A 24,926-nucleotide genomic window follows, 5' to 3' on the forward strand; every position below is an offset into this window, starting at 1 on the left:
GGCTGGAGGCCGCGGCCCAGGACGGTTCACCGACCCCAACTGGCGTCAGGCGCTGGCCAGATCGGCGCTCCGCCGCGGCGCCACCAACACATCCCGCAGCAGCCGGACCACGCCCCGTTCGGCCAGCCCCCTGGCGACCTGGGCCCCCATGCGGCGTAGATCGGGTTCCCCCACCAGTCGTGGCAGCCGCTTCAGCAGCAACTGGGGTTCAAAGCCTGGCAGGGCCCGCAGGATCAGCACCAGCTGCCGCACCGGTTCGAGATCCAGCAAGGGCTCGCTGGCTTCCCAGGGATCGCGGCGGCGCAGACCCGGGGGCTGCAGCCTGGGCGGTAGCCGTTGGCCCAGCCGCAGGGTGGCCTGCCAGGCCACCGCATCCATCCGCTCCACCACCGCGTCGACCAATTGCTGGCGCAGCAGACCCCCCTGGGGTGAGAAGAGGAAATCGAGCACCTGATCGAGCAGGGTGTCCAGATCGAGCTGGCTCCCCTTGGAGGCGCTGGCGATGAGGTTGTCGAGGCGCTGCCAGCGGAAGATCTCGCCATCGAACAGCATTTCCTTGAGGCTCTGCCGCAGGCTGGGATCGGGATCTTCCATCAGGCGGCGGGCGAAGTAGGGGTAGGCGGCCCCGAGGATCTTGAAGTCGGAATCCACACTCAAGGCGATGCCTTCGAGGGTCACCAGCGAGCGGATAATCAGGGCGTAATAGGGCGGAACCTGGAAGGGAAAGCGATACATCACCCCCGAGAGATCATCGGTCACCGCTTTGAAATCCATCCGGCTCACGCCCATCTCCAACGCCTGGCCGAAGACGCTCTCAAAGGCGGGAACAATCGGTTCCAGATTTACATCTTCGGCCAGAAAACCGAGGCTGACGAAGTCCTTGGACAGGGCGCTGAAGTTGCGATTCACCAGATGTACCACCGCCTGGATCAGGCCGGTGCGGGCCTCACGGCTCACCTCGCTCATCATGCCGAAATCGAGATAGGCCAGCCGCCCGTCGCTCAGGGCCAGCAGGTTGCCGGGGTGGGGATCGGCGTGGAAGAAACCGTGCTCGAGCAGTTGCTGCAGGCTGCAGTCCACCCCGATGCTCACCATCACATCCGGGTCGATGCCGAGGGCCTGCACCGCCTCGAGATTGGTGAGCTTCACCCCCTCGATCCACTCCATCGTCAGCACCCGGCGGCTGGTGGCCTGGTGATAGATCAAGGGAACGGCGATCAGGCGGTTGTGGGCGTGCAGCGTGCGGAAGCGTTCGGCATTGGCGGCTTCATGGAAATAATCCATCTCCTCGAACACCCGCTTGCCAAGCTCGTCGATCAGCCCGACCAGATCGCTGCGGATCAAGCGCACGTGCTGATTCAGCCAGCCGGCGATGTTGCGCACGATGTAGAGATCCAGCGTGATCTGCTCCCGCAGGCCCGGCCGCTGCACCTTCACAGCCACCCGCTCACCGGTTCGAAGCACGCCGCGGTGGACCTGGCCCAGGGACGCAGCGGAAATCGGCTCCCGTTCGAGGCTGGCGTAGATCGCCTCGACCGGTGCCCCAAGATCTTCTTCGATGCAGGCCATCGCCAGTGCTGAATCGAAGCCTGGCAGCTGGTCCTGCAGTTGGGCCAGTTCCTCCAGCAGCATCGGTGGAACGATGTCCGGCCGGGTGGAGAGGGCCTGTCCAGCCTTGATGAACGCGGGCCCGAGGGCCACCAGCAGGTTGGCGCATTCGCGGGCCCGGGCCCGGCAGCGTTCCGGGTTGGCCAGCATGCCCAGCAGCCAGTCGGTCCCCACGCCGAGCAGATAGAGGCTGATCGGAATCAGGGTCTGGGCCAGGCGGCGCAGCAGCCGCTGGGGGTGTCCGGCATAGATCCTGGTGATCGCCGCCGGGTCGTACTCCAGCAGGCCGGCGGCCTCAATGAAATCGCCCAGCTCCGGCGAGCCGCTTCGAGCTGTGGGGCTCAGCCCCAGACTGGGTCTTGATCCGCCAGCCTCCGCTGCTGAACCCGCTGATGAGAGCTTTCTCTCCGAGGCGACAACATCTCCGAGAACACCGCCTAGGTGTACATCGTCTTGATGCACAGCCTCTGCGAGGACACGCTCCTCGATGACAGCCTCCTCGACGACAACGTCCCCGAAGACAGCGGCGCGCATGGCGTCGGCAGCGGCGTCAGCGGCGGTTCGAACCATGCCCCAGCGCCTGTGGCGCAATCCCGTACACCCTCTTCTAGAACAATCGCAAGGCCGCTACGGTCGGGGCGAACACGTGTTCCATACCGGAGGCCGGGGTGCTCACGGGGCTGCGCCTGGAGAACATTGCCCTGATCGAACAGCTGGAGCTCGGTTTCGCCCCGGGGTTCACCGTGTTCACGGGGGAGACGGGGGCTGGCAAGTCCTTGTTGCTCGATGCCCTCGATGCCCTGCTTGGCGGTGCCCAGGGCAGTGCCGGTGCCCGGCTGTTGCGCCCACGGGCGGAGCGTGCCGTGATCGAGGCCAGCTTCAGCCTCGATCCACCGCTGGAGGCCTGGCTGGCCCAGCAGGAGATCGAGAGCCAGGAGGGTGAGCTCTGGCTCAGCCGGGAGTGGCGCCGCAGCGAGGAGCGCCTCACCAGCCGCAATCGACTCAATGGCGTGCTGGTCAGTCGCGCTCAGTTGCAGGAGCTGCGGCCCCTGCTGCTGGATCTCACCGTGCAGGGGCAGACCCAGCAGCTGGCCCGCCCCGGTCAGCAGCGGCGTTGGCTGGATCGCTTTGCGGGCGAGCCGATCCAGCTGCTGCTCGATCCGGTGCGCCTTGCCTTCAGCCAGTGGCGCGAGGCAGTCCAGACGTTTGATGCGGCGCAGCGCGATCGCGAACAGCTGGAGCGCGAGCGGATCGGCCAGGAGCAGCAGCTCGAGGATCTGGAGGCGGCGGACCTCGACGACCCGTTGGAGGTGCAACGGCTCCAGAGCGAGCAGGACCGTCTTGCCCACGGGGTGCGGCTGCAGGAGGGGGTGATGAGCCTGCAGGGTCGCCTGGTGGAAGGGGCCGAGCAGGCGCCTTCGGTGTTCGATCACCTGGCCGCCTGCGAGCAGGAGCTCGGCGTCATGGAGGGGCTGGATGGCTCGGTCAGCCCCCTGCGCCAGCGCTGCACCGAGGGTTTCGTGCAGCTCCAGGACCTGGTGCGCGAGCTCGATCGCTACGCCGCTTCGCTGGAGAGCGATCCAGCCAGCCTGGCCCAGCTCCAGGACCGCCTCGCCACCCTCAAGGCGCTGGAGCGCCGCCACGGTTCTGATCTCGCCGCCCTGATCAGCCTGCGGGACGCGCTGCGAGAGCAGCTGGCTCCCGGTGGCGCCGCGGCGTCCCTGGCTGCGCTCGTGCAGCGGGAGCAGCAGGTGCGTCAGCGGCGGGATGATCTCAATGCCGCCCTGCACGAGCGGCGCCAGGCGGCGGCCCTGGCGCTGGAACAGCAGCTGATGCAGGCCCTGCGGCCCATGGGTCTGGCCAATGTGCGTTTTGAGGTGCGGGTGGAGGCGGCCACGGCCGGTGAGGAGGGCGCCGACGCGGTGCAGTTCCTGTTTTCCGCCAACCCGGGTCAGCCCCTGGCGCCCCTGGCGGAGGTGGCCTCGGGGGGAGAGATGAGCCGCTTCCTGCTCGCCCTCAAGACCTGCCTGGCCGCGGCCGATGCCCACGTCACCCTGCTGTTTGATGAGATCGATACGGGCGTGAGTGGCCGGGTCAGTGGGGCGATGGCGGAGTTGTTGCAGCGCCTGGCCCTGCAGCGGCAGGTGTTCTGCGTCACCCACCAGCCCCTGGTGGCGGCGGCGGCGGATCACCATTACCGCGTCAGCAAGCAGGTCATCGACGGCGTCACCCACACCCGGGTGTCCCACCTGCGGGACACTCGCGCCCGCCAGGCGGAGCTGGCCGAGTTGGCCGGTGGGGATTCCGGTGACGCCAGCCTCTTTGCCGCCAGCCTGCTGGATCGGGCCGCCGCGCCGCCGCGGCCGGATCGCTAGAACCGCCGTACCGCCGCCCCGTTTTCTGTGCCTGCCGTGCCGCCGCGCTGGACCGCCGCTGCCATCCCCGATCTGAGCGGCCGCATTGCCCTGGTGACCGGTGCCAACAGCGGCCTGGGGCTGGAAACCGCCCGGGCCCTGGCCCACCATGGCGCCACCGTGGTGCTGGCCTGCCGCAACCGGCGCCGCGGCGAGGAGGCTCGCCAGGCCTTGCTGCCGGCGGCCCACGGGCCGCTCGATCTCCTGGAGCTGGACCTGGCCGATCTGGCGCAGGTGGTCGCGGCGGCCGGCTGGATGGAGGAGCAGTACGGCCGGTTTGATCTGCTGATCAACAACGCCGGTGTGATGGCGCCGCCCCGCACCCTCAGCCGCGATGGGTTCGAGCTGCAGTTCGCCACCAACCATCTGGGCCATTTCGCCCTCACCCTCGCCCTGCTGCCGCTGCTGGAGGGCCAGCCCGATGCCCGTGTGGTCACGGTCACCTCCGGTGCCCAGTACTTCGGCCGCATCGCCTTCGAGGATCTGCAGGCCGAGCGCTCCTACGACCGCTGGCGCACCTACGGCCAGAGCAAACTCGCCAACGTGATGTTCGCCCTGGAGCTGCAGCAGCGTCTGGAGCAGGCCGGCAGCACGGTGCGCTCCTTCGCGGCCCATCCCGGCCTGGCCCGGACCAACCTGCAGCCCGCCTCGGTGGAGGCCAGCGGCGCCCGCTTCGAGGCCCTGGCCTACCGATTGATGGATCCCCTCTTTCAGAGCGCCGCCATGGGGGCTCTGCCCCAGCTGTTTGCCGCCACGGCTCCCCAGGCCGAGGGCGGCGGCCATTACGGCCCAGATCAATGGGGTGGCCTGCGGGGCTGGCCTGCGGCGGTGCGTGTTGCCCCGGCTGCCCTCGATGGCCAGCAGCGCCGCCGGCTGTGGGAGTGCAGCGAAGCGCTCTGCGCCGGAGCCTGCCCGGCGCTGGCCACCCGCTTATCGGCAGCGGACACTGCTGTGAGCCGTGCCTAAGTTGGCCGTAGCTCCTGGGTGCCGTGGTGCCGCGTCTTCGTTTTCTTGCCGCCCCTCTGGCTGCCGGTTTGCTGCTGCTCCCCGTGCTGATGCCGCCTGCCAACGCGGCTGAGCAGGTGGTGTTCGTGACCGGGGCCTTCCGCCGCTCGATTCCGGTGGCGGATCTGGCTCACCTGGCTGAAACCGGCGAAGCGCGAGGTCTGCTGGGGGATGTGCTGCGGCTGGGGCGGCAGAACCCGGCTGAACTGGCCAAGCTGCTCAATGTGCAGATCCGCCTGCCCCTGGTACTCACCAGCCGTCTGCTCGGCACCCGCATCGGTGAGGCGGCCCTCAGCCGGGTCGCCCGGATCGTGTTCCCCCTCAAAGCACCGGGGGTGGCGGTTCCGGCCCTGCGGGCCGCCACGATCCTGGGGCTGGAGAAGGGCGGTGGCAGTCTGTCGCCGCTTGGCTTTCTGCAGGCCTATCCCAACCGGGATCTGGCCGTGAGTCTGCCGGAGCTAAAGATTGCCTTCAATCGACTGAACTCGGTCACTGAAGTGGTGCGCAGCTTCCTGGAAACGGATCTGGGCGGCCAGAGCGGTGCGGCCGGCAGCGGAACCACCCCCTAACCGGGCCAGCAGGGTGCCTGATCACGGAATGGGTCAGGCCAGCGCGCCTAGAATCCACCGTTCATCAGGCCGCCGCATGCCCCGCGCCACAGCCTCTGCCAGCCCCGCGGCAACAGCGGCCCCGAACGGCGCCACCAGTGCCAGCGAGGCTGCCCTCACCCTCAACGGCGGCAGCCTCGAGGATGTGATCCGGGTGCGGGGCGCCAGGCAGCACAACCTCAAGAACGTCGATCTCACGATCCCGCGCAACCGCCTGGTGGTGTTCACCGGCGTGAGCGGCAGCGGCAAGAGTTCGCTGGCCTTCGACACGATTTTCGCGGAGGGGCAGCGCCGCTACGTCGAGAGCCTCTCGGCCTACGCGCGCCAGTTCCTCGGCCAGGTGGACAAGCCGGATGTGGATGCGATCGAGGGGCTCTCCCCGGCGATCTCGATCGATCAGAAATCCACCAGCCACAACCCCCGCTCCACCGTGGGCACGGTGACCGAGATCCAGGACTATCTGCGCCTGTTGTTCGGTCGTGCCGGAGAGCCCCACTGCCCCCAGTGCGACCGCTCGATCCGGCCCCAGACCATCGACGAGATGGTGGACCAGATCCTCACCCTGCCCGAGGGCACCCGCTACCAGCTGCTGGCGCCGGTGGTGCGGGGCAAGAAGGGCACCCACGTGAAGCTGCTGGGCGGCCTGGTGGCGGAGGGATTCGCGCGGGTGCGGATCAACGGCGAGGTGCGCGAACTGGCCGACAACATCGAGCTCGACAAGAACCACGCCCACCACATCGAGGTGGTGGTCGACCGGCTCGTGGCCCGCGAGGGCATCCAGGAGCGGCTCACCGATTCGCTGCGCACGGCCCTGAAGCGCGGCGACGGGCTGGCCCTGGTGGAGGTGGTGCCCAAGACCGGCGAGGAGCTGCCGGAGGGGCTGGAGCGGGAGCGGCTCTATTCGGAGAACTTCGCCTGCCCGGTGCATGGCGCCGTGATGGAGGAGCTCTCGCCGCGGCTGTTCTCTTTCAACAGCCCCTATGGCGCCTGCCCGGATTGCCATGGCCTCGGCCATCTGCGCCAGTTCACCGAGGATCGGGTGGTGCCGGATCCCTCGCTGCCGGTCTACGCGGCGATTGCCCCCTGGAGCGACAAAGACAGCTCCTACTACTTCTCGCTGCTCTATTCGGTGGGGGAGGCCTTCGGCTTCGAGCTCAAGCTGCCCTGGAGCGAACTCAGCCAGGAGCAGCGCCAGGTGCTGCTGCACGGCAGCAGCGAGCCGATCGCGATCCAGGCCGACAGCCGCTACCGCAAGAGCCAGACCTACGAGCGTCCCTTCGAGGGGATCCTGCCGATCCTGGAGCGGCAGCTGCGCGACGCCAGCGGCGAGGCGGTGCGCCAGAAACTGGAGAAGTACCTCGAACTGGTGCCTTGCTCCACCTGTCAGGGGCTGCGGCTGCGGCCCGAGGCCCTGGCGGTGCGGGTGGGTCCGTACCGGATCCACGAGCTCACCAGCACCAGCGTGGGCGAAAGCCTGGCGCGGATCGAGGCGCTGATGGGGGTGGGGGCCAGTGCCGGGGCGCCACCCCTGCTCAGCCCCCGCCAGATCCAGATCGGCGATCTGGTGCTGCGGGAGATCCGCATGCGCCTGAAGTTCCTGCTGGATGTGGGGCTCGACTACCTCAGCCTCGACCGCCCGGCCATGACCCTCTCGGGCGGGGAGGCCCAGCGCATCCGCCTCGCCACCCAGATCGGCGCTGGCCTCACCGGGGTGCTCTACGTGCTGGATGAGCCCAGCATCGGCCTGCACCAGCGCGACAACGACCGGCTGCTGGCCACCCTGCTGAAGCTGCGGGATCTGGGCAACACCCTGATCGTGGTGGAACACGACGAGGACACGATCCGCGCCGCCGACTATGTGGTGGACATCGGCCCCGGTGCCGGGGTGCACGGCGGCCGGATCGTGTCCGAGGGGGGTCTCGAGCAGCTGCTGGCGGCGGAGGATTCACTCACCGGCGCTTACCTCAGCGGCCGCCGCTCGATTCCCACCCCCGCGGAGCGCCGCCAGGCCTGCACCCGCCAGCTCACCCTGGTGAACTGCCGCCGCAACAACCTGGACGACATCAGCGTCGAGATCCCACTGGGGCGGCTGGTGTGTGTGACCGGCGTGAGCGGCAGCGGTAAAAGCACCCTGGTCAATGAGCTGCTCCATCCGGCGCTGGAGCACAAGCTCGGCCTGAAGGTGCCCTTCCCCTCGGGGCTGGAGTCGTTGAAGGGGATGAAGTCGATCGACAAGGTGATCGTGATCGATCAGAGCCCGATTGGCCGCACGCCCCGTTCCAACCCCGCCACCTACACCGGCGCCTTTGATCCGATCCGCCAGGTGTTCGCGGCCACGGTGGAGGCCAAGGCCCGCGGTTACCAGGTGGGTCAGTTCAGCTTCAACGTCAAAGGCGGGCGCTGCGAGGCCTGCAGCGGGCAGGGCGTCAATGTAATTGAGATGAACTTCCTGCCGGATGTGTATGTGCAGTGCGATGTCTGCAAGGGGGCGCGTTACAACCGCGAAACCCTGCAGGTGACCTACAAGGGCTTCACCATCGCCGACGTGCTGCAGATGACGGTGGAACAGGCTGCCGATGTGTTCTCCGCCATTCCCCAGGCGGCCGATCGATTGCGCACCCTGGTGGATGTGGGGCTGGGCTACATCAAGCTTGGCCAGCCGGCGCCTACCCTCTCCGGTGGGGAAGCGCAGCGGGTGAAGCTCGCTACCGAGTTATCCAAACGTGCCACGGGCAAGACGCTGTATCTGATCGATGAACCCACCACCGGCCTGAGCTTCTACGACGTGCACAAGCTGATGGACGTGATGCAGCGGCTGGTGGACAAGGGCAATTCGATCCTGGTGATTGAGCACAATCTCGATGTGATCCGCTGTGCTGACTGGATCATCGATCTGGGTCCAGAAGGGGGCGACAAGGGCGGTGAGATTGTGGTGTGCGGCACCCCGGAAGAGGTGGCCGAACATCCCACCAGTCATACGGGCCGGTATCTCAAGCAGGTGCTGGAGCAGCATCCGCCTATACCTGTGTCGGCCTGAGGCTTGAGATCTTCGAAGGGATCTGGAAGACTCGGAGGGTGGTTGGTTGGGGACGTGTGGCCGGTGGCTTTGGTGGTCACTTGAAGGAGGGCCAGACGAGGAGTGTGGGGGATGACACGCCAGTGATACCGCGCCACACTTGCAGTAGTTCTATTCCTTGGCATGCACCGCAGTCCTGCGCAGGACTTCTTCTCCTTTCTTCTGGGTGGAGGTTTATTTGCTGGTGGCATCTTCCTATTGCTCAACCAAGTGATGGTCGCCACGCCCGGCGGGATTGGTGCCATGGGTCGCGGGGGCGGTGCCTACCGCCATGGAATGAGATATGGCTATGGGGCTGGGTTGGGACTTCCTCCGATTGGTGGCCTCACTGGCGGCATGGGACTTCTCATGATTCCTTTTGGCTTGGGAGTGGCACTTCTATTTGTTAATGCTTATCGCAAGCTTGCCTGGCTCTTGGTCTGGGGGTCTGGGGCTGCATTGATTGTCGGGATTCTTCACAGCCTGGACATGAACTTTATGCCAACGACGCTCTGGGCTCTTGTGACCATGATCGTCATGATTGCCGCAGGCGCAGGCCTCATGTTTAAGTCGCTTTACGGAGATGGCGATCGTGACAAAGAAGACTGACGATCAGTTTCGGAGTAAGCGTCTGCAAGACCTCATGGCCGAGGTTGATGGGCCTGTTCTTGCCAAGAGCAAACCAAAAGTTCATGTTGCTGATCAACAGGTGGCAAAGATCCTTTCTATATTCATTCGTTGGGCTGTATTCGGATTTCTCTGTCTTGGTTTGGGGTTCTGGGCTGGGGCTCAGAATGCGCAGCTCCGTTGGGCATTGCGGCAGCCATCAGATAAACAGCTGCTGACCTCCCAGGGCTGGCGACAGGATGGAACCGGTGTTTTTTATCGTTGGTGTCTTGAGCAGTGTCATGCTCCCCAGATGTATGGTGGTGGAGTGCTCAAGGTTTTCGAAGTTAAATGTGTCGATCGTCCATGTGGTGACATCCTGATGCGATTCAATGTGCTCAACTCAAAGAGAGAGATGATTGATCAGATTGTTCTGAATGAGAAAGGGTTGCATGGGGAAACCAGGCGTTTCATGATTGAAGCTCAAAATCCAGATGCCGCCTCGCTTGAGCTTGCTGAGTTCTCTGCTCGCGCAAAAGTTTAGATCCGCTGTATCAAGTGGGCACCTTGTGAAGTGGGTATCTTGATCTCGTCGAAGGCAATTTGATCCTGCTGATCGAGCACAACCTTGATGTGATCCGCTGTGCCGACTGGATCATCGATCTGGGTCCTGAAGGGGGCGACAAGGGCGGTGAGATCGTGGTGTGTGGTACCCCGGAAGAGGTGGCGGAGCATCCCACCAGTCAAACGGGCCGGTATCTCAAACAGGTGCTGGAGCAGCATCTTCCCCAATTGCTGGCGATCTGAACGACGCCACGCTCGGGCTTGGCGATCCTGCACTGATCGCCCAATGGATGGCCGAATGGGTTGAACTTATGGCCCATTCGACTGCATGGTGTCGTAGGCCTCCTGGCAGAGGGTGGGGGAGGCATAGATCAGCACCTGGCTGTGGGCCGATCGGTTGCAGACCTGATACGAGGACGTCAGCCCAAAGGCATGGCCGGAGGCCTGGAACGTACAGGATTGGAACCGGTCCCGATCGGCGGCGGTGATCTTCCGGCAGGCTGTGGTGGTCGGTTGCAGCCAGTCGAAGCCGTAGCCGCCCACGATCGGAACCTCCCCGGCCAGGGCAGTGGTGGCGCAGAGGGTCAGCAGAGCCAGCAGGCAGGCGATCGCCGTTCGGAGCGTCATGGTCAGTCAGCGGTATAGGGGGTGATGCTTGCCATCGTGGCTGGAGATGCATTCGGAGGCGATCATCGACAGGCCTGTGCTTCCAAGGGGTTTCCAGATCACCCTGCCCCGACACAATGATCTCCTCTGGCCGTTCGTCACGGTCTGGAAGCTCGGCTCGGTTTCTGATCTTCTGGATGGCTTTGGCTGATGAGTCACCAGAGCCTCCACGGTGTGGATTGCGACAGCACTTCGGTGTAATCCCTTCGCAGTAGATCCATCTAGGCTGGTCCAGTTGCCCCGGTGGATACCGGAGATTCTGCCGCCGCTGCCCATGCTCGAATCCGCCTCGGCTGCTTCCTTCCTGGAGCCGGATCCTCGGCTGAACGGGCCGGACTGGGCTCGGTCCTCGCATGTCCCCGCCGCGGCCTTCCCAACCGAGGGCACCGCGGTGCCGCTGATCGGTTCCGGGATCGGCATTGCCCGGTCCGAGCTTGCCCGACCCGGGCTCGAGCCGCCCGAGGCTGCCGATTCTTCGCGTGATCCGATCACCGGTGCCCCCTTCGATCAGCTGCAGGTGTTGCCGCAGGATGGTCGCCGCATCTATCGCAAGGCTTTTGCCCTGGCCGAGCGGCAGATTCGCATCGAAATCTGTGTGCTGGAAGACCCCAAGATTCTCGCCGGCCTGCGGGACGCGCTCGATCGCGGTGTGCGCGTGCGGGCGATCGTCGATCGCGGCAAGTACGGGGACCTGACGGCGGAACAGCAGAACCTGGCGGCGGATTTCACAGCGGCCGGTGGGGAACTGCAGCTCAGCAATCCGATCTTTCCGCGCTCCTTTCCGAAGACGATCCTGATCGATTCGAAGCTGCTGGTGTATGGCTCCGCCTGTCTCGATTCCACCACCTTTGCCCAGTACCGCGATTTCGCCCTCGCCAGCACCGATCCCACCGTGCTGGACACCATCAAGACCCTGTTCGCGAACGACTGGGCGTACTCGGCGCCGGTGGGTCAGGAGCCCTCTCCCTTCAATCCCACCCCGCCGGTGCAACCTCCGGAGCTGCTGATCGCGCCGCGCAATGCCGCCGCCGGCATGGCAGATCTGTACCAGCAGGCGGAGCGGAGACTGGATGTGTACACCGAGGAGCTGGGCAATGCCGCCCTCGAGAGCGAACTGGTGGCGGCGGTGAATCGGGGGGTGCGGGTGCGTCTGATCACGCCGGTGCAGGTGAACGGCGCCAGCCCGGAGCAGAACAACCAGCACAGTGCCTCGATCGCGGCCCTGGTGGCCGCTGGGGTGGTGGTGCACACCAGTGGGCCCGTGGAAATGTTCAGTCAGCCCTACATGCATGCCAGAGCCGCCCTGGTGGATGGCCGCCTCGCCTACGTGGGTTCGATCAGCCTCTCCCCCGACTCGGTGACCGTGAATCGGGAGATGGGCCTGATCGAGGAGGATCCCACCATCGTGGCCCAGCTCGGTCGTCAGTTCGTCAAGGATTTCCGGCGCCTCACCCCGACGGTCTGATCCAGGCAGCCTGATCCAGGCAGCCTGCTGCGCCGGCTTCTGTTATCGGGGTCGGATGGAGCACAATTCCCTGCAGGCCTTACCCACCAGACCACCACCCCTCCAATGCGCGTTTCCCGTTTCCGGCTTCGTCGCATCGGCTGGCTGGCGGCCGGTCTGGCACTGGCCAGCGCCGCGGCTCCCGCCCGGGCCCTGGAAACGGTGCTGCTGAAGTTGCCCTTGGTGGAGACCAGCTTCCGCGTCAAGCTCAGCGAGCTGGAGCAACCGGCCCGGCTTCTGAGCGGCAGCAGTGATCTGGCCGAACTCGACCGCGCCACCAATGGTGCGGTGGGCCGGGAGTTGCTGGAGGTGTTCAATCGCCCCCTGCCCCTGCAGGTGGAGGCTGTGGTGGATCAGGCCAGCGGCACGCCCCTGCTCAATCAGGCGCTGCTGGCGGTGTCCGCCCTCGGCCAGGTGGAGGGGCTGCCTGCCGGTTCCGACATCGGCGGCGCTGAGCTGGCGGAGGCGGTGCGGCAGGCGGCTTCCGGCGGGCAGCTCACCCTGCTTTCCCTGCTGCGGGCCCTGCCGGGCGACACCGTGACCGTGGATCTGGGCAAGGCTCTGGCGACCGCCCGTCGCTTGCAGAATCAGCAGGCCCCCGCCCTGGAGCTGGTGCGTGACCTCCCGGCCGCGACCGTGGATCCTGCGCTTTCCGCGCCTGGTGCCTTCACCCCCGTGCGCAGCACCTTCACCCTGCCGGTGTCCTATCGCCCGCAACCCCTGCAGGTGGTGCTGATCAAACCCTCCCAGGGGGGCAATGGCCAGCTGGTGGTGATCTCCCATGGCCTCTGGGATGCCCCCGAGAGCTTCGAGGGCTGGGCGCGCCACCTGGCCAGCCACGGCTACACCGTGGTGCTGCCCCTCCACCCGGGCAGCGACCGGGACCAGCAGCGGGCCATGCTCTCGGGAGAGGCGAAGCCCCCCAGCCCGGAGGAGCTGCGGCTGCGGCCCCTGGATGTGAAGGCCATTCTGGATGGCTTCACCGGTGCCGACACCCAGAAGGTGGTGGTGATCGGCCATTCCTGGGGTGCCACTACCGCCCTGCAGCTGGCCGGGCTGCGGCCCAGCAGCAGTCGGTTGGAGCAGCGCTGCAACGACGGCAGTGATCCGCGCCGCAACCGCAACGATCCCGACCGCAACATGAGCTGGGTGCTGCAGTGCAGCTTCCTCAGCAGCGCCGATCGCTCCAGCGCGGCCGATCCACGGGTGATCGCTGTGGCGGCGGTGAGTCCGCCCCTCTACCTGCTGTTTGATCAGGGGAGCACCGCCGGCATGACGGCACGGGCCCTGCTGGTCACGGGCAGCCGTGACTGGGTGGTCCCTGCCGGGCCCGAGGCGATCGCGCCCTTCAGCCGCTCCCGGCCGGCCGGTCATCAGCTGGTGGTGGCTGGTGGCGGTGACCATTTCAACCTGCGTGCACCAGCGACTGGCAATGGCGGCCCGCTGCGCGGCCTCTTGCTGGGCTGGGTGAATGGGGCCTATGCCGCCGGTCCGACTGTGCGGCCGGCTCCCGGGGCTCCGCCACTGCTTCCAGCCGGCGGCTGGGGCGATGCGGACAAGCCACTGGTGGACGCCACCAGCAGGGTGCTTTCGCCCCAGCCCTGACCGTCGACTGCCTTCGGATGGTTGCCTGGCGGCGTGGCGGACTGCCGTCTTTGTCTCTGAATGCTGACAGGGCTGAGCTGGAGCCCTTGCTTGGCCGGGCGACCTGATCCCGCTGTGGCGCGGGATCTTCGCTCGGGCAGAGCCGTGCTCCGCCCGTACTTGGCAGGTTTTCCTGCGGCGCGATTCGGCAACGTTGGCTAGGGATTCCCTATGCACTGATCCGCTCCAGCCGCGCTTTCACCGCTGACGCCGTGGTCGACGACCACCGCTCACCCGTTCGTCCACCTCTTCGGGGCCGCCATGGGTTTTCACATCCTCCACCTGCATCTGCACGGTCTGTTTCGAGGTCATGACCTGGAGCTGGGTCGTGATCCCGATACCGGTGGCCAGACCACCTATGTGCTGGAACTGGCCCAGGCGATGGCGGCCCGACCCGAGGTGGAGCGGGTCGAGGTGGTTACCCGCCTGATCCGCGATCGGCGGGTGTCACCCGATTACGCCCGGCCATTGGAGCCGATCGGCCCCAATGCCGCCATCCGCCGCCTTCCCTTCGGTCCGCCGCGCTATCTGCGCAAGGAACTGCTCTGGCCCCACCTCGACGAACTGGCCGACGCCCTCACCGAGGTTCTGGTGGCGCAGCCTCGCCTGCCGGACTGGATCCACGCCCATTACGCCGATGCCGGCTATGTGGGGGCCTTGCTGAGGCGTCGGCTTGGCATCCCGCTGGTGTTCACGGGCCACTCGCTCGGGCGCGAGAAGCGCCGCCGGCTGATGCTCTCCGGCCTTGACCCTCGCCAGATCGATCAGACCTACGCCATGGCGCGTCGCATCGATGCCGAGGAGCTGGCCCTGGCCCATGCCGTGCTGGTGGTGACCAGCACCAGCCAGGAGCGGGAGCATCAATACGCCCGCTATGGCCGCTTCCGGCTGGATCAGGCCCGTGTCATCCCTCCCGGTGTGGATGCCCGCCTGTTCCACCCGCCCGTGAGCGGTGAGGTTGAAACGGCGATCGAGCAGCTGCTTCAGCCCTTTCTGCGCGATCCGGCCAAGCCACCGGTGCTGGCGATCTGCCGTGCTGATCACCGCAAGAACATCCCGGCCCTGGTGGAGGTGTTCGGCCGTTCCGAGCACCTGCGCAAGAACCACAATCTGGTGCTGGTGCTCGGCTGCCGCGACGACCCCCGCGAGCTCGAAAAACAGCAGCGCGAGGTGTTCCAGCAGGTGTTTGAGCAGGTGGATCGCTTCGATCTCTATGGCCAGGTGGCCTACCCGAAGCAGCACCGGCGCGATCAGATTCCCGGGTTCTACCGCTGGGCGGCCCAGCTGGGCGGTGTGTTCGTCAATCCCGCGCTCACCGAGCCCTTCGGGCTCACCCTGCTGGAGGCGGCGGCCTGCGGCCTGCCGATCGTGGCCACCGATGACGGCGGCCCCCGCGACATCCTCAGCCGCACCGACAGCGGTCTGCTGGTGGACGTCTCCGATCTCGATGCCCTGCAGCAGGCGGTGGAGGGCAGCCTGGCGAGCCCCCAGCAGTGGCGGCGTTGGTCGGAGAACGGCATCGAGGCGGTCAGCCGCCACTTCAGCTGGAATGCCCATGTCTGCAGTTACCTGGGCGAGGCCGCTGCGGCTGCCGCCAGCGCTCAGGCCAGGGTGCCGGGGCCATCCGGTCCCATGCTGCAATCCCCCCGGCGCCTGGCTCCGCCCCAGCGCCTGCTGCTCTTCGATCTCGATGTGTCTCTGGCCTCGCCCGACGACGCCAGCCTGGTGGAGCTGCGCCGTCGGCTGGAGGCCGACCCCCGGCTGTCGGTGGGTGTGTTCAGCGGCCGCTCCTTCCAGGCGGCCTGCCAGCGCTTTGCCGCGTTGCAACTGCCGCTGCCCCGCGTCACCATCACCGAGGCCGGGACCGACATCCGCTTCCGCGATCTGGCTAGTCCTGAGCTGACCTGGGGCGATCCGGACCTGGGCCATGTCGAGCCTGGTGGCGAGAGGGCCGGACCTGGACTTGAGATCGCCGACCTAGTGCTGGATCCGCTCTGGCAGCAGCGGATCGGCCGCAGCTGGCAGCGCCAGGCGGTGGTCGCGGCCATGGCCGAGCTCGAGCCCCGCCTCTGCCTGCAGGACGAGAGCGAGCAGGGTCCTTACAAGGTGAGCTACGTGCTGCAGGAACCTGATCAGGGCATCCTGCCGCTCGTGCGGCAGGCCCTGCGCAGCCATGCCCTGCAGGCCCGGCCCCATGTGTTCCAGCACTGCTTCCTGGATGTGCTGCCGCTCACGGCCTCCAAGGCGGAGGCGATCCGCTACGTGGCGCTGCGCTGGAAACTGCCGCTCAGCAGCATCCTGGTGGGGGCCAGCCAGCAGGGCGATGGCGAACTGCTGCAGGGCCTGCCCCTCGGCGTGGTGCCGGATGACCATGACCCCTCGCTCGAATCCCTGCGAGGACATCGGCGTGTGTACTTCTCCTCAAAGCCCCAGGCCTGGGGGCTGCTGGATGGTTTAGATCACCATCGCTTCCTGCGCCGCTGACTCTGGCGTGCCGTCTGAGGTTGTTGATCCCGCACCCTCGGCGGCGTTGCCAAGGGGTGATGCTCCAGACCACCCCTTCCTGAAGCGGCTGCGCCGGGAGTTTGAGGCTGACGCACGCCTCAGCCAGGTCTTCGTCGTGCTCTCGGTGGGCGCGAGCCTGATCGCCACCTTTGGTCTGCTCACCAACAGCGCCTCCGTGGTGATCGGCGCCATGGTCGTGGCGCCCTGGATCCTGCCGCTGCAGGCGATCGCCTACGGCATCCTGCGCGGCCGCTTCAACCTGGTCCTGAGGGCCTTGATCACCTTGATGGTGGGGGTGTCGACCACGGTGATCTTGTCCGTGGGGATCGGCCGCTTGCTCGGTTTCGCCACCTACGGCAGCGAGGTGCTCAGCCGCACCAACCCCAACCTGCTGGATCTGGCCATCGCCTTGGTGGCCGGTGCTCTGGCCATCTATGCCAAGTTGCGCCGTGATGCGGTGTCCTCCCTGGCGGGCCTGGCGATCGCGGTGGCCCTGGTGCCGCCCGTGTGCAGCATGGGCCTGGTGCTGGCCAGCGGTGATTTCAAAAGCGCCCTCGGCGCCGGCCTGCTGTTTGTGACCAACCTGCTGGGCATTCTCAGCGGTGCACTCGTGGCCCTGGTCGTGGTGGAGCCCAGCTTCCGTCTGGTCTTGCTGCGCAGCCGGCTGGGGCTCACCAGTCTGGGCCTGACGGCCCTGCTGCTGGTGCCGCTCACTGGCAGCCTGGTAGGGCTGCTGCGCCAGGCGCGCCAGGGTGCGAACCTGCGCCAGGTGGAGCAGGCGATTGGTCAGAGCCTGCGCAACCGCACGATCAGCCTCGGCTGCGATGCCCAGCTGGTTGGCGTGAACATCGACTGGGCCCAGAACCCTCCCCTGATCCGCGCTTATGTGCGGGTGACCGATCCGACGCTTCCCACCCCGGCGCAGGTGGCAGCTGTGCAGAAGTTCATCAACAGCCAGCAACCGATTCGTTACCGGCTGGTGGTACAGAAGTCCGCCATTGTGGTGGTGGGTCCTGAAGCCAAGCCCAACCCCGCCGCGACCCTGCCGATCGGTTCGGAGATTCCGCCGCCGCTGCCCCTGAGGGAGGGGGAGGCTCGCATCCCGCGGAGTCCACCCCCGCCGGAACCTCCGCCGGTTCCGGCCGAGTCAGAGGGCCGTAGCGGTTCCACGTCTGAGGATTCAGCTGCGTCGGAGGTGGGCGCGGCAGCAGAGGTTTCCCCTGTGGAGCCCAGCCCGAAGGACCTGGAGCCCTGAACCTGTCCTGTCGTGCGTCTTCTGACTGGTCAGGGTTGTCTGGCTGCTTAGTAGCGGCTGCCGCCTGAAGGCTCGATTTCGGCAGCTGCCCTTACCCCTTCACTGTTTCCGTCAGTGGTGAGCCCCTCCTGGGCGCCTTTGCCTGCCCCTGTGTCAGGCAGCCAGTAGCTGAGGTCATTGTACCAATACAGGCGGCCGGGTAATTGCTCGGTCTTCAGCTTGGTGGAGGCCATCGACCCCACCAGCCGGGCCAGATCCACCGGAGACAGGTCCGTGCGGATGTCGTCGCCGGCGATGCGGAGCAGCTCCGGCAGCCGGGTCACTGTGCTGGGTTGCACCAGCTTGCGGAACACGGCCGAAAGCACCAGTTTCTGGCGCTCGAGGCGGCCGATGTCGCCGAGTTCGTCGTGGCGGAAGCGGAGGAACCCTTCCAAATTCTCGCCTTTGAGAACCTGCACACCGGGGTAGAGGTCGATGTAGAGCCCCTGGCTGTTGTCCACGTAGTACATCCGCTTGGGCACATCCACCTCGACGCCGTCCAGGGCGTCGGCCAGTCGCTGCACGGCGCGCAGGTTCACCCTGATGTAGTGGTCCACAGGCACGTCCAGCAGCTGGGTCAGTTCCCGCTTCACCGCCTCAGGGCCGCCAAGGGCGTAGAGGGCGTTGGCCTTCTGCACGCCGAAGTCGGGGGTTTCGATGTAGGTGTCGCGGGGCACCTGGGTCAGCTCGGTGGTGCCGTCCTTCACCTGGACCGTGAGCATCACATCGGTGCTGCCACTCACCGCATCGGTTCCGAGCACCAGGATCCGGCGCTGCTGGGCGAGAGGATTGAGCAGGCTGGAGACACTGCTCGATCCCTGTTTCAGCCCGGCCAGCACCGGTGTGATCCAGTGGGGCAGCGGACCGGCCAGGCCGTAGCCGAGCACGGCACCCAAGCCGAAGGCCAGCAGGGGCGGGCGGCGGCGGCCAGCCCCGTTCCCGGCCTGCACATCGGTCGCAGCCGCCTTGCCGGGCCGTCCCCGGGTGGCCTCGATCGGAGGGCTCAGTGCCTTGCTGGCGCGCTGCTGGCGACGCCGGCGGGTGAGGTCCGTGATGGCGGCAGCGCCCCGGGCCGCAGCCTCCCGATTGGAACGGGGTGTGGGTTGGGCCTGGCTCATGATGGGTCCTGATCGGCGCACCTTACGGGTGGTGCCCCCTTCCGGCCAGTGGCCGGAGGCGCTTTGCCGAGCGGTTCCTGTCAGCTGTCAAGGACTGGGTCCGTCTGGATCAGGCGGCACTCACCCGCACGCAGCCTGCTGCGGCATCGGCGCGCCGCCGTGCTTCGGCCAAATCCCTGCCCCGAGCCAGAGCCACGCCCATGCGCCTTTGCGGGTGGGCCTCAAGTTTGCCGAACAGCAGGACCTCGGTCTCCGGTTCCGCCAGAGCGGCGGCAACGCCGTCGTAGCGCACCGTGCTGGCCCTGCCCGGCGCCAGGATCACCCGGCTGGCGGCGGGTCCGAGCGAGCGGATCTCCGGGATCGGCAGGCCCAGCACGGCCCGTAGATGCAGGGCGAATTCGCTCAGGTTCTGGCCCACCAGGGTCACCAGCCCGGTGTCATGGGGGCGGGGTGAGAGTTCAGAGAACACCACCTCCTCATGGCCGGGTTCGCCACAGAGGAAGAATTCCACGCCGAACAGGCCGGCGCCGCCGAGGTTGTCGGTCACGGCCCTGGCCATGGCCTGGGCGGCTGACAGCTGTTCGCGTCCCAGCGCAGCGGGCTGCCAGCTGCATTGGTAGTCGCCGCCCTCCTGGAGATGGCCGATCGGCGGGCAGAACAGGGTGGGGCCCTGCCACTGCTTCACCGTCAGCAGGGTGATCTCCAGATCAAAGCGCAGGAACTCCTCCACGATCACCCGGGCTCCCGCCCCGCGCGCTCCTGCCAGGGCGGCCTCCCAGGCGGCGCCGATGCCCTCAGGACCCTCCACCACGCTCTGCCCCTTGCCGGAGGAGCTCATCACCGGTTTCACCACCACCGGCCAGCCCAGGGGGGCCGCGGCCGCCGCCAGCTCCTCGGCGCTGCTGGCGTAGGCGAAACGGGCTGTGCGCAGGCCCAGCTCCCTGGCGGCCAGGTCGCGGATGCGGTCGCGGTTCATGGTCACGGCCGTGGCCCGCGCCGTGGGGATCACGGTGATGCCCTCGGCCTCCAGGTCGGCCAGGGCATCCACCGCCAGCGCCTCGATCTCCGGAATCACCAGATCGGGTTGGTGGCGCCGCACCACGGCCGTCAGGGCCGCGGCGTCGCCCATGGCCACCACCTCCGCCTGATCCGCCACCTGCATGGCCGGGGCATTCGGGTAGTGATCCACTGCGATCACCCGGCAGCCCAGACGCTGGGCCGCGATCGCCACTTCCTTGCCCAGCTCACCGCTGCCCAGCAGCATCAGGGTGCGGGGAAAGGGAGCGCTGCTGGGATCGGGCATCGCGGGGGATCCTTGGGCGGTGGCGGTGGTGGCGTCCGATCCTCGCCTCCGCCGGTCCGTCCTGTCGCGGCGGCCTTGGGTGCGGCTGCTAGAGAGGGGCCCGCATTCGCTTCCGGCGGACTCTCTTCCATGCGCGCCGATCTGCCCCTGGCCTACAGCACCGCCGGCGATGCGGCCGGCGGTCTGCTGTTCGGCTGGGACATCGCCACCTTGCAGCAGGGGGCGTTGGTTTACCTCGGTCTGTCGTCGCTGGCCTTCGTGGTGGTCTGGGTGGTGGGTTACCTGCGCCGCAGCTGAGGCCGTCAGTGGCGCTTCAGCTCTCGAAGCCGGACATGAAAGTGAGCTGCCGCTCCGGCGTCTCCTCGCTGATGAAGCCATAGGACTCGAACACGGCCGGATCGGGGTGGGTGATCCGCTGCCCGTCGCTGTCGCGCTCCAGCCGGAAGCCCTCGGCCGCCATGCGGCGCATCAGGGCCGCCGCCTCCTCGAAACGGGCTGCCATCGCCTCCAGGCTGGCGCAATCGCCGGTGAGCCCTTGTTCCTTCCAGGTGAAATAGGCCATGACGGGTGCGGGCGAGGGTGACGGTGGGCTGAGGGATGGTGGGCTCAGGGGCTGTGGGCTCAGGGGAGGAGCACCAGGCCCATCAGCACAAGTAGCAAGCTGACGCCCCAGAAGCTGAACACCACCCGTTGTTCGCTGATGCCGCCCAGCTCGAAGTGGTGATGCAGCGGCGCCATCCGAAACAGGCGGCGGCCCTGGCCATCGGCACCCTTGGTGGCCTTGAACACCCAGACCTGCAGGATCACCGACAGCGATTCCGCCAGGAACACCCCCCCCATCAGCAGCAGCGGCCAGAGGCTGTTGCTCAGCAGGGCCACGGCGGTGAGCGCGGCGCCCATGGCCAGGGAGCCCGTGTCTCCCATGAACAGCCGGGCCGGATGGCGATTGTGGGCCAGGAAGCCGAGCCAGCAACCTGCCATCGCCACGCAGAAGGCCGCCAGGGCCGGATCCCCTTCGTGGCCCCGCAGCATCAGTTGCAGGCCCATGCCGGTGAACACCACCGCGCCGCAGCCCGCCGCCAGCCCATCGAGACCATCGGTGAGGTTGGTGGCGTTGCTTTCTGCCAGGAACACGAACAGGCCCAGGGGCCAGATCAGCAGCCCCAGGGGCAGAATCCAGCCGAAGGGCAGGGCGATGTCCCCGCCGTCGGCGCCGCCGAGCCACTGGCCCTGGGCGGCCCAGAGCAGGAACAGAAGGGCCGCTCCGGCCTGCAGCAGCAGTTTGCCGCGGGGGCTGAGGCCGGTGTTGGTGAGCTTGGTGAGGCTGCGCCAGTCATCGACGGCGCCGATCGCCATGTAGGCCAGGGTGATGGCGGCCACCGCCAGCAGCCTGGGATCCTCCGGACTCACCAGGCCGCCCACCAGCACCCCCACCGGCACCACCAGCAGGCCCCCCATGGTGGGGGTGCCGGCCTTGCTGAGATGACCCTGCGGCCCTTCCTCGCGGATCACCTGGCCGAGCTTGAGCCGGCGCAGGCGAGGCACGCCCCAGGCGGTGGTCAGGGCGCTGATCGCCAGGGCCACCACCAGGGGCAGGCTGAGCATCGAGTTGGCCACCAGCGCGTCGCTGAGCAGGCAGGCGCCCAGCAGCGCCAGGCTGAGCATGGCTGCTGCTGCTCTGGCGGTGCGCGGCCTGGGGCGATCGGCAGGACTGGCGGCTGTCACGGACAAGGGGGGAGAGGGCGCTCAGTTTCCCGCAGCGCTGGTTCCCGCAGCACTGGCTCCTTGGCGGAGAGGCCCGCGGGCTTTCAGTCTTCCCAGGCCTCGTCGTTCTGGTCGTCGGCTGCGTTGTAGTCCTCCTTCTCGCCCATCAGGGCGGAGAGTTCCTCCTCCTCCACAGTGCTCACTTCGGTGCTGGCGGTTTCTTCGTCGGCCACCAGCCGGCCGGTGGTCTCCAGCCAGCTGAGCAGATCGGGCTCGTCCCGCAAGGGCAGCACCGGAGCCGGATCCACGCGGCGGTAGCGGGTCAGCGAGGGGTTGATGCTGTCCAGCGATCCCGTCAGGGTGCCGGAGGTGGAGGCGAGATCACTCATGCCGTCGCGCGGACTCTTCAATGGCCAATCAATCACTGTAGCCGTCAGTTGATCGAGCTCTCCAATTAACCCCAGCGATCAACCCCCGACTGTGCAGCCCTGCCGTTCGGCTGGACTGCGTTTCTGGTCCACAGGCTCCGGTGCAGTGGTTCTGCTCCAGTGGCGTCGTTGAAGCAGTTTCGGTGCAGCGGCTCTGCAGCAGTCGTTCCTGTGCAGCGGCTCTGGTGCAGAAGCGGCATCCTGGTGCTGGCTGTTCTTCTGCCGTTCGCCCCCCTCGTTGCCCCCATGGCCCTCAGCAGCAAGCTCGCCTCGGTGCTGCGCCTCTGGACCCTGGCCCTGGTCCTCAGTGCTCTGCTGGTCGCGGCCGGCCACCACTGGGCCGCCACGTTGGTGCCGCGTGGCTGGCTGATCGGGGTGCTGCTGTTCAGCCCGTCCCTGGGGCTGGCGCTGTGGATCGTCACTCAGTGGCGTCTGCCCCCGCACGGGGCCCCGGTCGGTGAGGGGGGAGAATCGGGCGACTAAGTCGATGGAGACGGGTTGATGGGTCGGGCCAAGAAGGCGGTGCTGGCGTATTCCGGCGGCGTCGACACCAGCGTCTGCATCCCCTACCTGATGAACGAGTGGGGCGTGGAGGAGGTGATCACCTTCGCTGCGGATCTCGGCCAGGGCGATGAACTCGAGCCGATTCGCCAGAAGGCCCTGAATTCCGGAGCCAGCCAGTCGATCGTGGGCGACCTGATCGAGCCCTTCATCACCGAGTTCGCCTTCCCGGCGATCCGGGCCAATGCCCTGTACGAGGGTCGCTACCCCCTCTCCACTGCCCTGGCCCGGCCCCTGATCGCCCGCCGCCTGGTGGAGATCGCTCGGGAGGTGGGAGCGGATGCCGTGGCCCATGGCTGCACCGGCAAGGGGAACGACCAGGTGCGCTTCGATGTGGCCATCGGCGCCCTGGCTCCTGATCTGAAGGTGCTCACCCCGGCGCGGGAGTGGGGCATGAGCCGCGAGGAGACCATCGCCTATGGCGAGCGTTGCGGCATCCCCTCACCCGTGAGCAAGGGATCCCCCTATTCGATCGATCTCAACCTGCTCGGCCGCTCGATCGAGGCCGGTCCGCTCGAGGATCCGATGGTGGAGCCCCCCGAGGAGATCTACGCCATGACCTGCTCGGTGGCGGCGGCTCCAGACGAACCGCAGCTGGTGGAGATTGCTTTTGAGCAGGGCAATCCCGTGGCGATCGATGGCGTCCGGCTCGATCCGGTCAGCCTGATCCGCCAGGCCAATGCTCTCGCTGGTCGCCACGGTTTCGGCCGGCTGGACATGATCGAGAACCGGGTGGTGGGCATCAAGAGCCGAGAGATCTACGAGACCCCCGGCCTGCTGCTGCTGATCCGGGCCCACCAGGAACTCGAAAGCCTCACCCTGGCCGCCGATGTGCTCCGCACCAAGCGCCAGCTCGAAATGCAGTGGGCCGATCTGGTGTACCAGGGCCTCTGGTTCGGCCCGCTCAAAGATGCCCTCGACGGCTTCTTCGATCGCACCCAGTCCAGCGTCAATGGGTTGGTGCGGCTGCGGCTGCACAAGGGCAACGCCACGGTGGTGGGTCGCAGCAGCAGCACTGACAGCCTCTACGTGCCGGATATGGCCACCTACGGCTCCGAAGACCAGTTCGACCACAGAGCCGCAGAGGGCTTCATTTACGTGTGGGGTCTTCCGACCCGTCTGTGGGCGGGCCGTCATCGTTCCGGCGGCTGAGCGCCTTGCGGTTCCGCCGGCCCAGGCCGAAGGCGTGCCGGACTGCCTGGGGGATGCGGGGCCGTTGCGGCAGCTGGGGCAGCAGTGGGGTGGTGTCTGCCGCCACCGCTGTGTTGCCGGGCGTGGGCCCCTTGCCGGCTTCCGGCGCTGGAGGCGACGCTGCGGGTCGCGTTGATCCCGCCTGCGGCTGAAGCGGTGTCCACTGCAGGGGTGGCCGGGAGGGCGCCTCAGGGGGATTGGTGGCGGCCGGACTTGTGAAGGGTGCAGCAGCGGTTGGCGGAGGTACGGCTGTCGACTCAGGAGTTGGCGAGTAAGGAACTGGGGCTGCAGTTCCGCTGCCAACGTCCGCCGGCGCTGGATCGGCCGGCCGCAGCAGGCGCATCTGGGAGCGCAATCCTTCGTTTTCGCTCAGGAGCCGCTGCTGGTGGGCGAGCAGGGGCTGGAGCCGCTGCTGGAATTTGCGCTCGAAGATCTCCGGCAGTTCCTGCAGAAGCTCCTGCATCGCCTCAAGCTCAGCGCGGGTGCTGGCCAGTTCCCGCTCCAGCATCTGCTGCTGCCAGGCCTGCTGCTGCTGCAGCTGCTGCGGGCTGATCGCCTGCTGCCAGGTCGAGAGGGGCCCACCAGCCTGGGGCGGATCGGGCGGCAGATGCGGAGGGTGGGAACGATCCGGCTCCATGGCGCGACCTTACTGGCCTCCTGGGACCATTACAAGACACTGCGAATCCTGGTGCTGCAGCCCTGTCGCTGCCTGCCCATGGGAAAGCCCCGACCGGAGCCGGGGCTGACGATCGGCGCGGAGCAGCGGGGAGCCCTGGCTTCAGGCGCCGGCTGGTTGTTCCTGAGCCTCACCAGCGGCACCGGTCGTGCTGCGGGGCGCGGGCATGGGGCCGTCCTGCTTGACGGTGAGATAGCGGATCACATCTTCCGAGAGGCGCATGGCGCGCTCCAGGGGAGCGACCTGCTGGCCGTCACCGTTGTGATTGAGCTGGACGTAGATGCCTTCGCGGTTCTTGGCAATCGAATAGGCCAGACGGCGCTTGCCGCGCATCTGGCAGTCGAGCACCTCGCCACCGGCCTCGGTCACGAGGTCGCGGTATTTGGTCACGTGGGTTTCAACTTCCTCTTCCGGAATATCCGGACGGAGGATGTACATGGTCTCGTAATAAGGCTGCGTCATGGTCGCCTGT

Annotated in this window: 22 protein-coding genes and 1 pseudogene; 14 read left to right on the plus strand and 9 right to left on the minus strand. The window is 67.1% G+C overall.

Annotation, left to right across the window (positions count from 1 at the left end):
• Positions 1-45: 45 nt before the first annotated feature.
• Positions 46-2,178 (minus strand): AarF/ABC1/UbiB kinase family protein, encoded by a 2,133-nt coding sequence (locus KQ310_RS03810; RefSeq protein ID WP_259720453.1) that lies wholly within the window; start codon positions 2,176-2,178, stop codon positions 46-48.
• A gap of 98 nt (positions 2,179-2,276) precedes the next feature.
• Here KQ310_RS03810 and recN point away from each other — a divergent pair, with 98 nt between their 5' ends.
• The 7 genes and pseudogenes from recN to KQ310_RS03845 form a co-directional block, all read left to right on the plus strand.
• A complete protein-coding gene (gene recN / locus KQ310_RS03815) occupies positions 2,277-3,983 on the plus strand; it encodes a DNA repair protein RecN (RefSeq protein WP_259720454.1) in 1,707 nt (568 codons plus the stop codon).
• Positions 3,984-4,019: 36 nt separating this feature from the next.
• Entirely contained in the window at positions 4,020-4,988 is a 969-nt protein-coding gene (locus KQ310_RS03820) for an oxidoreductase (protein WP_259720455.1), read from the plus strand.
• 89 nt (positions 4,989-5,077) lie between these two features.
• A complete protein-coding gene (locus KQ310_RS03825; protein WP_259720456.1) occupies positions 5,078-5,596 on the plus strand; it encodes an alpha/beta hydrolase in 519 nt (172 codons plus the stop codon).
• A gap of 76 nt (positions 5,597-5,672) precedes the next feature.
• On the plus strand, positions 5,673-8,672 hold the full coding sequence (gene uvrA / locus KQ310_RS03830) for an excinuclease ABC subunit UvrA (RefSeq protein WP_259720457.1): 3,000 nt from the start codon (positions 5,673-5,675) through the stop codon (positions 8,670-8,672).
• A 162-nt stretch (positions 8,673-8,834) separates the two neighbouring features.
• Positions 8,835-9,299: a hypothetical protein gene (locus tag KQ310_RS03835; protein WP_259720458.1), complete on the plus strand. Its 465-nt coding sequence runs from the start codon at positions 8,835-8,837 to the stop codon at positions 9,297-9,299.
• Positions 9,300-9,333: 34 nt separating this feature from the next.
• Complete coding sequence (locus tag KQ310_RS03840) at positions 9,334-9,840, plus strand: hypothetical protein (protein ID WP_259720459.1); 507 nt, start codon at positions 9,334-9,336, stop codon at positions 9,838-9,840.
• 50 nt (positions 9,841-9,890) lie between these two features.
• A pseudogene (locus KQ310_RS03845) lies at positions 9,891-10,103 on the plus strand (DNA helicase UvrA); the annotation flags it as partial.
• 66 nt (positions 10,104-10,169) lie between these two features.
• Here KQ310_RS03845 and KQ310_RS03850 read toward each other — a convergent pair.
• Positions 10,170-10,487 (minus strand): hypothetical protein, encoded by a 318-nt coding sequence (locus KQ310_RS03850; RefSeq protein ID WP_259720461.1) that lies wholly within the window; start codon positions 10,485-10,487, stop codon positions 10,170-10,172.
• Between the two features lie 313 nt (positions 10,488-10,800).
• Between KQ310_RS03850 and KQ310_RS03855 the strand changes: the two genes are divergently transcribed.
• From KQ310_RS03855 to KQ310_RS03870, 4 genes are all read left to right on the plus strand, one after another.
• Positions 10,801-11,991: a phospholipase D-like domain-containing protein gene (locus KQ310_RS03855; RefSeq protein ID WP_259720462.1), complete on the plus strand. Its 1,191-nt coding sequence runs from the start codon at positions 10,801-10,803 to the stop codon at positions 11,989-11,991.
• 105 nt (positions 11,992-12,096) lie between these two features.
• On the plus strand, positions 12,097-13,635 hold the full coding sequence (locus KQ310_RS03860) for an alpha/beta fold hydrolase (RefSeq protein WP_259720463.1): 1,539 nt from the start codon (positions 12,097-12,099) through the stop codon (positions 13,633-13,635).
• Between the two features lie 300 nt (positions 13,636-13,935).
• Positions 13,936-16,158, plus strand: coding sequence for an HAD family hydrolase (locus KQ310_RS03865; RefSeq protein ID WP_259720464.1), 2,223 nt, complete (start codon positions 13,936-13,938; stop codon positions 16,156-16,158).
• A 7-nt stretch (positions 16,159-16,165) separates the two neighbouring features.
• Entirely contained in the window at positions 16,166-17,434 is a 1,269-nt protein-coding gene (locus tag KQ310_RS03870; RefSeq protein ID WP_259720465.1) for a DUF389 domain-containing protein, read from the plus strand.
• A gap of 47 nt (positions 17,435-17,481) precedes the next feature.
• On the opposite strand, the gene KQ310_RS03875 is transcribed toward KQ310_RS03870, so the two are convergent.
• Together KQ310_RS03875 and purT are read right to left on the minus strand one after the other, a co-directional pair.
• The gene (locus tag KQ310_RS03875; RefSeq protein WP_259720466.1) at positions 17,482-18,591 is read right to left on the minus strand and encodes an LCP family protein; all 1,110 of its coding nucleotides are present in this window, start codon (positions 18,589-18,591) and stop codon (positions 17,482-17,484) included.
• Between the two features lie 109 nt (positions 18,592-18,700).
• A complete protein-coding gene (gene purT, locus KQ310_RS03880) occupies positions 18,701-19,894 on the minus strand; it encodes a formate-dependent phosphoribosylglycinamide formyltransferase (protein WP_259720467.1) in 1,194 nt (397 codons plus the stop codon).
• A 129-nt stretch (positions 19,895-20,023) separates the two neighbouring features.
• Between purT and KQ310_RS03885 the strand changes: the two genes are divergently transcribed.
• The gene (locus KQ310_RS03885; RefSeq protein ID WP_259720468.1) at positions 20,024-20,191 is read left to right on the plus strand and encodes a cytochrome B6; all 168 of its coding nucleotides are present in this window, start codon (positions 20,024-20,026) and stop codon (positions 20,189-20,191) included.
• A 16-nt stretch (positions 20,192-20,207) separates the two neighbouring features.
• Here KQ310_RS03885 and KQ310_RS03890 read toward each other — a convergent pair whose 3' ends face one another.
• From KQ310_RS03890 to KQ310_RS03900, 3 genes are all read right to left on the minus strand, one after another.
• The gene (locus tag KQ310_RS03890) at positions 20,208-20,456 is read right to left on the minus strand and encodes a hypothetical protein (RefSeq protein WP_259720469.1); all 249 of its coding nucleotides are present in this window, start codon (positions 20,454-20,456) and stop codon (positions 20,208-20,210) included.
• 59 nt (positions 20,457-20,515) lie between these two features.
• Positions 20,516-21,559 (minus strand): phospho-N-acetylmuramoyl-pentapeptide-transferase, encoded by a 1,044-nt coding sequence (mraY, locus tag KQ310_RS03895; protein ID WP_259720470.1) that lies wholly within the window; start codon positions 21,557-21,559, stop codon positions 20,516-20,518.
• Positions 21,560-21,702: 143 nt separating this feature from the next.
• Positions 21,703-21,987 (minus strand): DUF3134 family protein, encoded by a 285-nt coding sequence (locus KQ310_RS03900; protein ID WP_197157799.1) that lies wholly within the window; start codon positions 21,985-21,987, stop codon positions 21,703-21,705.
• A gap of 243 nt (positions 21,988-22,230) precedes the next feature.
• Between KQ310_RS03900 and KQ310_RS03905 the strand changes: the two genes are divergently transcribed.
• Together KQ310_RS03905 and KQ310_RS03910 are read left to right on the plus strand one after the other, a co-directional pair.
• The gene (locus tag KQ310_RS03905) at positions 22,231-22,509 is read left to right on the plus strand and encodes a hypothetical protein (protein ID WP_259720471.1); all 279 of its coding nucleotides are present in this window, start codon (positions 22,231-22,233) and stop codon (positions 22,507-22,509) included.
• Positions 22,510-22,527: 18 nt separating this feature from the next.
• Positions 22,528-23,739 (plus strand): argininosuccinate synthase, encoded by a 1,212-nt coding sequence (locus KQ310_RS03910; RefSeq protein ID WP_259720472.1) that lies wholly within the window; start codon positions 22,528-22,530, stop codon positions 23,737-23,739.
• Here KQ310_RS03910 and KQ310_RS03915 read toward each other — a convergent pair.
• A complete protein-coding gene (locus tag KQ310_RS03915; protein WP_259720473.1) occupies positions 23,678-24,415 on the minus strand; it encodes a hypothetical protein in 738 nt (245 codons plus the stop codon). The genes KQ310_RS03910 and KQ310_RS03915 overlap by 62 nt on opposite strands.
• A 141-nt stretch (positions 24,416-24,556) precedes the next feature.
• On the minus strand, positions 24,557-24,916 hold the full coding sequence (rpsF, locus tag KQ310_RS03920; protein WP_259720474.1) for a 30S ribosomal protein S6: 360 nt from the start codon (positions 24,914-24,916) through the stop codon (positions 24,557-24,559).
• Positions 24,917-24,926: the final 10 nt, after the last annotated feature.

The organism is Synechococcus sp. CS-1328 (assembly GCF_025128095.1).
In the GTDB taxonomy this organism is placed as follows: Bacteria; Cyanobacteriota; Cyanobacteriia; order PCC-6307; family Cyanobiaceae; genus CBW1002.